Below are 11374 nucleotides of genomic sequence, written 5' to 3'. Positions count from 1 at the left end.
ACTGACAGCATTACGAGACAAGCGGTAACACCATGACAAGATTCTTAAAGATCTGCTCCGCCCTGCTTTTGACCCTGGCGGCGGCGGGTGCCCAGGCAGTCAACTATGCCGGCACCACCTTCGAAATCGAGATGATCGTGTTCGAGCGCCCCCAGGGCATGGCGCAGGCCCGCGAGACCTGGCCGGCTGCGCCGCGCCTGCAGTACCCGAACCGCTGGGTGGACTTCGACACTGCCGAGGGGGAGCAGCTCGTACTGTCCCCGGTAGCCACCAGGCTGGACAACAAGGCCGCGGCGCTGACCCGCGGTGGCGACCGCGTGCTATTCCACAAAGCCTGGCAACAAGTGCTGCAGCAGAAACGCCGATCCCCGGCGATCCTGATCTCTGGCGGTGACAGTATCGACGGCCACCGCCGACTGGAAGGCAGCGTCACGGTCAGCGTGTCCCGCTACCTGCACCTGAGTACGGATCTATGGCTGAGTGAATTCGGCCCCAGCCAGTCGGAAAACGGCATACTGCTGCCGCGCCGCCCCCAGGCCCGCAGTGAAGAGCCCATGGAACTGACTGTGACCAGCGGTGAGTTCACCCCGACGACGGCCGGCGGCTTTTTTGCTGAAACTCCGGCGCCGGTTTACGCCCAGCGCGTGGCCCAACTGCAACAGGAGCGCCGTATGCGCAGCGGCGAACTGCACTATCTCGACCATCCCGCATTCGGCATCCTGATCGAAATCCGCACTGTCGCGCCGGAAGAAGAACAAGACGCGGGCGAATAAGCCCGCGCACCTATAACGCGCACCTATAACAAGAAGAACAAGCACAACAACGACAACAACCACTTCCAACTGACTTCGCAACTATCTGATGATTACCAACGACGCCATTATTCTCGGCATGCTTGCCGCTATCCTCGGTTTTGTCTTTTATACCGCCGGCAGCGAGCACCGTTTCTGGAAACGCTTTTACCGTTTTGTGCCGGCACTGCTGCTCTGCTACTTCCTGCCGTCCCTGCTCACCACTTTCGGCATCATCGATGCGGAGGCATCGCAGCTTTACTACGTCGCCTCGCGCTATCTGCTGCCGGCCAGCCTGGTATTGCTGACCCTGAGCATTGACCTCAAGGGCATTATCAACCTCGGCCCCAAGGCGCTGATCATGTTCCTGACCGGCACCCTGGGGATTGTCATCGGCGGCCCGATTGCCCTGCTGATCATGTCTACCTTCGATCCGGAACTGATCGGTGTCACCGGCCCCGAGGCCGTTTGGCGCGGCATGACCACCGTGGCCGGCAGCTGGATCGGCGGCGGCGCCAACCAAGCAGCCATGAAGGAAATCTTCGACGTGGGCGGACAGGTGTTCTCCGCCATGGTCGCCGTGGACGTGATTATTGCCAATATCTGGATGGCGGTACTGCTGATTATGGCCGGCAATGCCAAGCAGCTGGACGAGCGCCGTGGTGCCGACACCACCGCCATCACCGAACTGCGCGAGAAAGTGGAAGCACGGCAGAAGAAGCACTCGCGAATTCCGAGCCTGCCCGACCTGATGTTGATAGCAGCGGTCGGCTTCGGCATCACCGCGATCGCTCACGCCTTTGCGGACCAGCTGGCCCCCTGGTTCCAGGCCAACGCGCCGCAGCTGGCGCGCTTCAGCTTTACCAGCCAGTTCTTCTGGCTGATCGTCATCGCCACGACCCTCGGCATCGTCATGGCCTTTTCACCGGCGAAAAAACTCGAGGGCGCCGGCGCCTCGAAGGTGGGCTCTGTATTTATCTACTTCCTGGTCGCCACCATCGGCACCCACATGGACATTACCGCACTGAGAGATAGCCCCGAACTGTTCTTGCTGGGCGCGATTTGGATGGCGGTACATGCGGGCCTGATATTGCTGGTTGCCAAACTGATCAAGGCCCCCACCTTCTTTATGGCAGTGGGCAGCCAGGCCAATGTCGGCGGGGCCGCTTCGGCACCAGTCGTTGCCGCGGCCTTCCATCCATCACTGGCACCGGTGGGCGTGCTGCTGGCAGTGATGGGTTACGCCCTCGGCACCTATGCGGCCTGGTTCTGCGGGCAGTTACTGCGCGTGGTCGGCGGGGGCTGATCAAGTTGCGAGAATCCCTGCGGGTTTGCCCGCGGGGATTTCTGACACCGCACGACGCCCAATAAAAAAGCGGACCAGTAGGCCCGCTTTTCAGGAAGCGCTGATTGGGGTCCGTGACCGAAACCGCCTGGCCAGACCCACCGTGCAGAAAAGATATTTCAACGAGTAATTCGGCGGGAATCACTCACAGGGAACAACATCTTCCGCCAGCAATCCTTTGTCACCCTGCTGCATTTCAAATTCAACCGCCTGACCTTCGTTCAGGGTCTTATACCCTTCACCACGAATACTGCGGTAATGAACGAAAATGTCTTCAGTTCCTTCTCCACAGGTGATGAAGCCATAACCCCGGGCGTTATTAAACCACTTCACAGTACCTGTAACGCGATCACTCATTGAGACAACCTCATTATTGTTATTGCGTCCACCTCTTAAGGAATCCCTGAAAACTACTGCGCGTGCGCCTGCCGGCGTCCGGCGATGCTCGCATGCTCATGTACTTAAGTACACTCCGCCTGCTGCGCTTCGGCGGCCACCATCAACCACCCGCTCGTCACTTTTTCCGAGATTCCTTTAACCTCTATAGGCAAGAGGGGAAAACGCCACCCCAATATCAGCAATGGGCCCCTAGCCAATTACTGTCTTGCACTGTCCACCAAGTCACGCTCAATAGACATATCTGATTCTTAGATAAAATGGCGCCAGTGTCTAGGTTTCTATGTGAAATAAATACTACGGTTTCAAATATATGCGCAATTAATCGCCAAAAGACAAAATCAATTACCCCATTACTGACCAATTGTGCTTTTACGCACTACTGTCCTTCAGCTGTCTAACACGGCTTCCCCCCTCAATGCGGGGATTTCGGCGATATGCAGCGTGGACGTGGGGAAAGCGCAGGAGGCACCGTGCCCCTCGATTATCTTCAGGATAGTCAGCAGGATATCCTGTTTAATCTCGTGATATCGCACCCATTCGGTAGTTTTCGTGAAGGTGTAAATAAAGAAATCCAGTGACGATGGGGCAAAACTATTGAAATTGACGATTAGCGTTTGATTGGTATCGATTTCGGGGTGCCGCTGTAACATCGCTTTCACATCCGCAACAATTGCAGACATTAACGGGGCATCTTCATAACGTATACCGATAGTCTCGTATATGCGCCGATTCAACATACGGGACGGATTCTCTACCGCAATCTGGGTAAAGATGCCATTGGGTATATAGAGCGGGCGCTTGTCGAAGGTGCGGATGCGGGTCAGGCGCCAGCCGATATCCTCGACAGTGCCTTCGATTTCCTTATCCGGGGAGCGCACCCAGTCTCCCACCGAAAACGGCCGGTCCAGATAGATCATCAAACCGCCGAAGAAGTTGGCCAGCAGGTCCTTGGCGGCAAAGCCGATGGCGAGACCGCCGATACCGCCGAACGCCAGTATGCCGCTGATGCTGTACTGGAAATACTGCATGATCACCATGGCAGCGGTGATCAGGATGGAGGCGCGCACCAGCTTGCCCATGGCGCGAACCGTGGTCGTGTCCATCGGCTTGCCCATATAGCGCGGGTCACGCAGGTTCTGCTCGATATTGTGGGAAAAGCGCCAGGCGAACCAGGCAATTGCGAGAATCACACCCACGTCGCGGACAGGTGTGGCAAGGTCGAAGACTTCGGCTCCGGTCGCTTTACCCGCGCGCCCGGCGGCCACCGTCAAGCCCAACAACCAGATCAGCACCGGACCAGGCGGCGTCAGAGCGCCCACCAGCGCGTCGTCCCAGGCATTTACCGTCTTCTCGGCCCGCAGCTGCAGGCGCTGCACGAAGCGCCCGAACAGCCAGGCAGCCACCGCCGTCGCCAGCACGATCAGAAAAATTGCCAACATCCAGTATTGGTTACTATTTATCCAGGACAACACCATTCCCTTCGCGGACTCCACTGAATACCTCTCCTGTTATGCGTTTATGTCGATCGTGTTCGATGGTCAGGCCAGCAGCGCGGCCAGCCAATCGCGGGTGCGCTGCCAGCGCGGGCTGGCCTCCAGCTCCGACCAGGATTCTATCGCCGGCCTGCCCCGCATACGTTGCAGCCTGTCACTGGACGCGCGTCTTGGTGAAAAATCGTGCAGCGCATCGAGTATCTCCAGTGCACCGGCCCGATTGTTACAGACCACACCCATATCGCAGCCCGCGTCCATGGCCGCTCTTATCCGGCTGCCGTAACCTCCGGCAGCACCGGCCCCCTCCATAGACAGGTCATCGCTGAAAATGACTCCATCGAAACCCAGCCGCCCGCGCAGAACCTCCTGCAGCCAGTAGCGCGAGAATCCCACCGGCTGGCTATCGACCTGCACAAAGCGAATATGCGCGGGCATCACTGCATCCAGCTCGCCCGCCTCGATACACTCGATAAATGGCAGCGCGTCCGAGGTCATCACCTGCTCCAGCGAGCGCTCGTCCTCGGGCAGCTCCTCGTGACTGTCCTCGAGTACGTGGCCATGGCCCGGGAAGTGCTTGCCGGTCGTCGCCATTCCCGCCTCGTGCATCCCCCGCATAAAGGGCCGCACGCGCGCAGCGACCCGAGCGGCATCGGCGCAGAAACTGCGATCACCCACGATGCGGCAGTGCTGGTCGTCCGCATCGAGTACCGGCGCGAAACTGAAATCCACGCCCACCGCCAGCAGTTCTGCCGCCAGCAGCCAGCCCACATCCTGTAACTGCTCGTCGTTGGCCTCGGCGCACAGGGCCTGCATGGACGGCAGCCGGGTGAACTCATCGCGAAAACGCTGCACCCTGCCCCCTTCCTGGTCGACCGCCAGCAGTATTTCCGGGCGCACCTCCCTGATCGCCGCGACCAGGTCCTGCAGCTGACTGCGATCGCGATAGTTGCGCGCAAAAAAAATCAGTCCGCCCACGAGCGGATGACGCAGCAACTCCCGGTCTTCTGCCGTTAGTTCCAGTCCATCGATATCGATCATTACCGGGCCGAGCAGTGCAGACATAGGGCATCCCTCATCAGTTCGACATACATATTGGATTGCGGCGGTCGACCTTACTGCGAATTGACTTTGAGCATGGCTGCCGCTGCCGGCACCAGGCGCTCCAGCGTTTCGGGCAGACTGCTCGGTGCACCAAAATCTTCCCTCAGGATAGCCTCAATGGCATCGTAGCTCGACAAAGTGAAGATGGTGGCACCGAGCATAAAGTAGAGGCGCCAGTAAAAGGTCACCGGATCCAGTCCCGGCAGTGCCTGGGCCAGCAGGCCGGCAAAGCGGCGATAACTGTCCCCGTAGCGGGATACGATAAAACGGCGCAGGTGCCCCTGATACTGCGTATAGGCCAGGCCCAACAACCGCATAAAGCGCTGAGGGTCCCGCCCCTGCTCCGCAAGACTGCCCATCCCCACCCGGTACAGACTTTCCAGCAACCCCTCCACCGTCAGCGCCTCTCCGGCGGCGACCCGCCGGTCCAGTTCGGCGGCCAGCGCCCCGGTAAAAGGCGTCAAAAACCGCTCGAAAACCGCCTGTATCAATTCTTTTTTTGACCCGAAGTGATAGTTTACAGCGGCCAGGTTCACGCCGGCGGTAGTGGTAATCGTCCGCAGAGAGGTCTCGGTGAAGCCGCGCTCGGCAAACAGCACTTCCGCCGCATCCAGAATTCGACTGACGGTATCCGTCTGGCTCATAGGTTTCAAACCAACATTTAAAACGGTTGTTTAGTATGGCCAGATTAGCACATTCCGCGCCAAAACTGACGCCGCTACCGAGCCGGATGTGCACACATTAGATTGAGGGGAAAGCAACAAGGAGCAAACGGCCATGGCACATTTGCAACCGGAAATCGGCAGCTGGTTTGAGGATCTCGACAGCGGACTGCTGTTCGAGGTGGTGGCGATTGACGAACTGCAGCAAACGGTGGAAGTGCAGTACCTGGACGGCACTCTGGACGAGTTCGAACTCGATCAGTGGCAGGGCCTGCCCGTGGTCAGCGCCCCACCACCCGAGGATTCCAATGCCGCCTTCGGCTTGACCGCGATTGAGCAAGATCCGAACGTTAGCGGATTTGAGTTCTCCCCGGGTCTGGGTCCACTCGACACAATGGAGGGTGAGACGTTGCCGGGGACGGACGAAAGCCTCTATTGATTAATAACTAGCGCGATTGCATACAACGCTGTCACTCCCGCTCTTTGATATATTCGATAATCGCTTCGGCAGCTTCATCCACGGTGTCGACGATGCGAAATAGTTCCAGATCTGAAGCGTCAATACAGTTGCGCTCGAGTACCGTGTCTAGCAGCCAGCCGTGCAATCCTGACCAATAGCGTTTTCCCACCAGCACGATGGGGAAACGCCGCACTTTTTGTGTCTGCACCAGGGTCAGCGCCTCAAATAATTCGTCAAGCGTGCCGTAGCCACCGGGCAATCCGACAAATCCAACAGCGTGCTTCACAAACATAAACTTGCGCACAAAAAAATAGCGAAAATTCAAACTGATATCCTGGTAGGGATTCGGCTCCTGCTCGAACGGCAGCTCAATATTCAGGCCGATCGAAGTGCCCGGTTGCGGATAGGCCCCTCGATTACAGGCCTCCATCAAACCGGGCCCGCCGCCGGTAATCACCGAAATCCCCTCCGCCGCCAGCAATTCACCCAGTCGCACGCCCTGTTTGTATTCCGCGCTATCCTCGGTAAATCGCGCACCGCCGAACACAGTGACCGCGCCACTGAGCGCGATCAATCGCTCTATGCCATCCACCAATTCCGATTGAATACGCAGTACGCGCCAGGCCTCGGGCATTTTTGCATCTAGCATTATTGTATTCCCTCATTGTCGCGTCATTCGACGTTCTATTTATTCGCTCTGTTTCTTCCTCTTCAATGTAGCAGTTTCCCGCGACATCCATGCGAAGATTGCGCAGTCAACAAATCTGTATATAATCACAGCACCTGTATATAAATACAGAAACAGACAAGGTGACCCGATGACCAATCTCACTGCACGCCAGGCTCAGGTGCTCGAACTGATCAAAGTCTATTTGGACGAAACCGGTTACCCGCCAACGCGCGCCGAGATCGCCCAGGAACTGGGCTTTCGCTCGCCGAATGCGGCCGAGGAACACCTAAAGGCACTCGCGCGCAAGGGGGCGATTGAGATGGTGGCCGGCGCCTCGCGCGGCATTCGCATACCGGACCACCAGACAGGCCTGCCTATCGTCGGCCGCGTAGCCGCCGGCAACCCGATCCTGGCCGAAGAGAATATCGAGGATTACTGTGACCTGCCTGCGGACTTCTTCCACCCTCCGGCAGATTATCTGTTGCGGGTACACGGCATGAGCATGCGCGATGCCGGCATACTCGATGGCGACCTGCTCGCGGTGCAGAGAACTGATCAGGTACGCAACGGCCAGATCGTGGTCGCCCGCATCGAGGACGAAGTGACGGTCAAGCGTTTCCGTCGCAAGGGCAACCAGGCCACTGTGCAGCTGCTGCCCGAAAATGAAGATTTCGAAGTGATTCAGGTGGACATGCGGGACAAGAGTTTCGCCATCGAGGGACTGGCGGTTGGGGTGATCCGTCAAAGCCCCTGATTATCTGCAGCGACGTTCTTCCGGATAAAACGAAGCGGCCCATGGTCGCGATCCAGCCCCGGCATTTGGGGACCTGATCGCGACCATGGGCCGCTTCGGCAACAAACGAACTGTCTATTTTGCGATCAATGCACCGTATGGTTGATCGGCATCAGCTCTTCTTCTTCGTCCAGATAGGGCGGCTCCAGATCATCAAGATTCTGCACGGCCTCAATTCCCGCTTCCAGCATGGCACGGGCAATGGTTACTTTATGTTCACCCAGGAACTGCAGGCTTTCCGCTGAAAACTGAATGCGCACCAGCGGGTCCTCCTTGTGGCCGGCGCGACGCAGTGCCACATCACCATTGGCCAGCTCGATAATTTCAAAAGTCTCGGAGGACATTCGCTTCTCCCTTCACTGCACATCGATTTCTATGCAGTGTACCACAGGCAATTTGCGAGTTTCAGCGCAGCAGGGCCATGAAGTTCGGGGCGAGGAGGCAGTGGGCGGGCCTACCATTCTTCCGTCTGAGCCCGCTGCCGCCGCACCAGCTCACTCAATGCCTTGTACCAATCGTGCAATAATTCATCAGTCAGCTGCAGCGGCTCGGTAGCCGACAGGTTCTGCACCGGAATCAGGTTTGCGGCTTCGCGCCTGCCAGCCTGGTCTGCGGAAAAACTCCACAGCGCCACCCAAGCCGCCTGTAAGCGGGCGAGCCAGCTGTCCGGATCAGCAGCCAGCTCATGCAACTCCGCCGCCTCGCCACTGCTTTTACCAAAGGCGTGTGCACGCTCCAGCAGCGCCTGTGCAGATTCGGGCTCGGCATCCAGGTGCAGCTGATAGGCCAGTTCGGCCAGAAATGCCCGATAGGCCCGCCACAACTGCAATACCGCGGCTTCCTGCACGGCGCTTCGCTGTAGCGCCGCCTCGCAGTCAGTCGCCAGCAGCAACTGACTCTTGCGCAGCGCCGAAGCTACCGTTCCGGTATAGGGATTGCTCATGACTTCTTCGCGGCCGCTTTCTTGCGCGCCGGTTTGCGCGTGGTACCGGCGGCCTTGCTGCCGGCTTCGATCTGCCATTTGCCGTCGCGGTAGAAGGCGCGCCAGCCGGTGGCCTTGCCCTCTTCCTCCGACTGCACGTACTGCTCCTGGGTCTTGCGACTGAAACGCACCACCGTATTGCGACCCTGGTCATCCTCCGTCGGTGCGGAAAACAGGAAACTGTACTTGGGATCTATTGCCTCTTTGTGCGGCAGCAGCTCTTTCACCAGGGGCGCCCGGGTCTCGCGATTTTTCGGGAACTGGCTGGCAGCGAGGAACAGGCCAGAGGCACCGTCGCGCAGAATGTAGTGGTCATCCACCTTCTCGCAGGACAGCTCGGGCATTGGAACCGGATCCATTTTCGGCGGCGCCGGCTGCCCGCTTTTGAGCAGCTTTCGCGTGTTCTTGCACGTTTCATTGGTGCAGCCGAAATACTTGCCAAACCGGCCGGACTTCAACTGCATATCGCTGCCGCATTTGTCGCACTCGATCAGCGGGCCGTCATAACCCTTGATCTTGAAGGTGCCCTTCTCGACCTCGTAACCATTGCAGTCCGGGTTATTGCCGCAAATATGCAGCTTGCGCTGCTCGTCCAGCAAATAGCTGTCCATGGCAGTGCCGCACTTGGAGCAACGGCGCTTGTCACGCAGTTGCCGGGATTCCGCCTCTTCATCCTGATCCGCATCCACCGCTTCATCCCCGGACACCAGGTTCATGGTGTTGGTGCAGCGCTCCTTCGGTGGCAGCGCATAGCCGGAGCAACCGAGGAACACGCCGGTGGAACCGGTACGGATCTGCATATGCCGGCCGCACTTGCTGCACTCGATGTCCGTGTCCGTCGGCGTATTGCGCCGCATGCCGCCATCCGCAGCCTGGGCCTTTTCCAGACGCCCCGAGAAGTCCTTGTAAAACTCGTCGAGCAGCTGCTTCCAGCCCTTGTCGCCATCGGCAACAGAGTCCAGGGATTCCTCGAGACTGGCGGTGAAGCCGTAGTCCATCAGATTCTTGAAGCTTTCACTGAGGCGGTCAGTGACGATATCCCCCATTTTCTCGGCGTAGAAGCGACGATTCTCCAGACGCACGTAACCGCGGTCCTGGATGGTAGAGATAATCGAAGCGTAGGTAGAGGGGCGACCGATACCACGCTTTTCCAGCTCTTTAACCAGCGCCGCCTCGCTGTAGCGTGCCGGCGGTTTGGTGAAATGCTGCTTCGGATCCAGCTTTTTCAGCGAGAGCTTCTCGCCCACTTTGACATCCGGCAGTACCAGATCCTCATCTTTTTTACTGACCGGCGGTGCCACTTTGAGGAAACCGTCGAAGCGAATCACCCGGCCGCGGGCACGCAGTTCGAAATCACCGGCACTGACGACGACTGATGTAGAAGTAAATTGAGCCGGCGTCATCTGACAGGCGACGAACTGCTGCCAGATCAGGTTGTACAAACGCTCCGCATCGCGCTCGACACCGGTGAGCATGTTCGGCTGTACCCGCACATCGGACGGACGGATTGCCTCGTGCGCTTCCTGGGCACCCTCTTTGCTGCTGTAGCTGGTGGGCGTATCCGGTAGATATTTATCGCCGTAATTTTCGCCGATAAATTCGCGCACGGATTCCACCGCTTCCTTACTCAGGTTGGTGGAGTCAGTTCGCATATAGGTAATGTGGCCAGCTTCGTAAAGGCGCTGTGCCAGCATCATGGTTTTTTTGACGCTGAAGCCAAGGCGGTTGCTCGCAGCCTGCTGCAGAGTGGACGTGATAAAGGGGGCCGACGGTTTGGAGCTGGTCGGCTTGTCGTCTCGCGCACTGACGACATAATCACTCGCCTGCAGCGCCTTGGCGGCGGCGGTTGCGTCGGTTTCGTTCGTCGGGCGGAAAGCTTCGCCGCCCTGCTTTTTGACCTCGAGGCGCAAGGCATCGGATTTGGCTGTCGCAGTATCGGCAAACAGTGTCCAGTATTCCTCGGGGATAAATGCGCGGATCTCCCGCTCGCGATCGACGACAAGGCGCACTGCCACAGACTGCACGCGCCCGGCGGACAGCCCGCGAGCCACTTTCTCCCACAGCAGCGGCGAGACCATATAGCCGACGATGCGGTCGAGGAACCGGCGCGCCTGTTGCGCGTTTACGCGGTTGATGTTCAGCCGCCCGGGGTCCTTGAACGCCTCCTGGATCGCGGACTTGGTGATTTCATTAAACACCACCCGCCGGTAGCGCTGATCGTCGCCGCCAATGGCTTCGCGCAGGTGCCAGGCGATCGCCTCCCCCTCGCGGTCCAAGTCCGTCGCCAGATAAATGTTGTCCGCTTCCACCGCCAGTTTGCGCAGTTCGCTGACCACTTTTTCCTTACCCGGCAGAATTTCGTAGTGTGCGGCCCAATCGTGATCGGGGTCGATACCCATGCGCTTGATCAACTGTTCCCGGTTTTTCTTGCGCTTGTAAGCCTCTTTGGCCTCCGGAGACAGCTTGCGCGTCTCGGCGGCACGGCGGGCACGCTCCTTGGCGTCGACCGGTTGCTTGTTGCCGCCACCGGTAGGCAAATCGCGAATATGGCCGACACTGGACTTAACAATGAAGTCCTTGCCGAGATACTTGTTGATGGTTTTCGCTTTGGCCGGTGATTCGACGATGACCAGTGATTTACCCATAAGCCTTTGATTTCAATAAGAAAATTTACTGCT

The 11374-nt window shown here is 58.4% G+C and carries 12 protein-coding genes; 4 read left to right on the top strand and 8 right to left on the bottom strand.

Annotation, left to right across the window (positions count from 1 at the left end):
• Window positions 1-32: 32 nt before the first annotated feature.
• Together BUC36_RS00240 and BUC36_RS00235 are read left to right on the top strand one after the other, a co-directional pair.
• Complete coding sequence (locus BUC36_RS00240; protein ID WP_073270305.1) at window positions 33-773, top strand: CsiV family protein; 741 nt, start codon at window positions 33-35, stop codon at window positions 771-773.
• Between the two features lie 88 nt (window positions 774-861).
• Window positions 862-2097 (top strand): DUF819 family protein, encoded by a 1236-nt coding sequence (locus tag BUC36_RS00235; protein ID WP_073270303.1) that lies wholly within the window; start codon window positions 862-864, stop codon window positions 2095-2097.
• 180 nt (window positions 2098-2277) lie between these two features.
• On the opposite strand, the gene BUC36_RS00230 is transcribed toward BUC36_RS00235, so the two are convergent.
• The 4 genes from BUC36_RS00230 to BUC36_RS00215 all read right to left on the bottom strand — a co-directional run bounded on the left by BUC36_RS00230 (window position 2278) and on the right by BUC36_RS00215 (window position 5773).
• Window positions 2278-2493: a cold-shock protein gene (locus BUC36_RS00230; protein ID WP_020413094.1), complete on the bottom strand. Its 216-nt coding sequence runs from the start codon at window positions 2491-2493 to the stop codon at window positions 2278-2280.
• 428 nt (window positions 2494-2921) lie between these two features.
• Window positions 2922-3974, bottom strand: a complete 1053-nt coding sequence (locus BUC36_RS00225; protein WP_234994845.1) for a mechanosensitive ion channel family protein — start codon at window positions 3972-3974, stop codon at window positions 2922-2924.
• 99 nt (window positions 3975-4073) lie between these two features.
• Window positions 4074-5090: a beta-N-acetylhexosaminidase gene (gene nagZ / locus BUC36_RS00220; protein ID WP_073270299.1), complete on the bottom strand. Its 1017-nt coding sequence runs from the start codon at window positions 5088-5090 to the stop codon at window positions 4074-4076.
• A gap of 50 nt (window positions 5091-5140) precedes the next feature.
• Window positions 5141-5773, bottom strand: coding sequence for a TetR/AcrR family transcriptional regulator (locus tag BUC36_RS00215; protein WP_073270297.1), 633 nt, complete (start codon window positions 5771-5773; stop codon window positions 5141-5143).
• Window positions 5774-5906: 133 nt separating this feature from the next.
• Here BUC36_RS00215 and BUC36_RS00210 point away from each other — a divergent pair, with 133 nt between their 5' ends.
• Window positions 5907-6230, top strand: coding sequence for a DUF6763 family protein (locus BUC36_RS00210; protein WP_073270295.1), 324 nt, complete (start codon window positions 5907-5909; stop codon window positions 6228-6230).
• A gap of 31 nt (window positions 6231-6261) precedes the next feature.
• On the opposite strand, the gene BUC36_RS00205 is transcribed toward BUC36_RS00210, so the two are convergent.
• Window positions 6262-6900, bottom strand: a complete 639-nt coding sequence (locus BUC36_RS00205) for an LOG family protein (protein ID WP_073270293.1) — start codon at window positions 6898-6900, stop codon at window positions 6262-6264.
• Between the two features lie 169 nt (window positions 6901-7069).
• Here BUC36_RS00205 and lexA point away from each other — a divergent pair, with 169 nt between their 5' ends.
• Window positions 7070-7675, top strand: a complete 606-nt coding sequence (gene lexA, locus BUC36_RS00200; RefSeq protein WP_073270290.1) for a transcriptional repressor LexA — start codon at window positions 7070-7072, stop codon at window positions 7673-7675.
• Between the two features lie 125 nt (window positions 7676-7800).
• On the opposite strand, the gene BUC36_RS00195 is transcribed toward lexA, so the two are convergent.
• From BUC36_RS00195 to topA, 3 genes are all read right to left on the bottom strand, one after another.
• Window positions 7801-8058 (bottom strand): hypothetical protein, encoded by a 258-nt coding sequence (locus BUC36_RS00195; protein WP_073270288.1) that lies wholly within the window; start codon window positions 8056-8058, stop codon window positions 7801-7803.
• A gap of 110 nt (window positions 8059-8168) precedes the next feature.
• Window positions 8169-8657, bottom strand: coding sequence for a DUF6586 family protein (locus BUC36_RS00190; protein ID WP_073270287.1), 489 nt, complete (start codon window positions 8655-8657; stop codon window positions 8169-8171).
• Window positions 8654-11341: a type I DNA topoisomerase gene (topA, locus tag BUC36_RS00185; protein WP_073270285.1), complete on the bottom strand. Its 2688-nt coding sequence runs from the start codon at window positions 11339-11341 to the stop codon at window positions 8654-8656. The genes BUC36_RS00190 and topA overlap by 4 nt, the downstream gene beginning before the upstream one ends.
• Window positions 11342-11374: the final 33 nt, after the last annotated feature.

Origin of the sequence: Microbulbifer donghaiensis (genome assembly GCF_900129095.1) — a bacterium.
Classification (GTDB): domain Bacteria; phylum Pseudomonadota; class Gammaproteobacteria; order Pseudomonadales; family Cellvibrionaceae; genus Microbulbifer; species Microbulbifer donghaiensis.
Note: the sequence above shows the minus strand (reverse complement) of the source record. Positions and strands in the feature narration are given on the sequence as shown.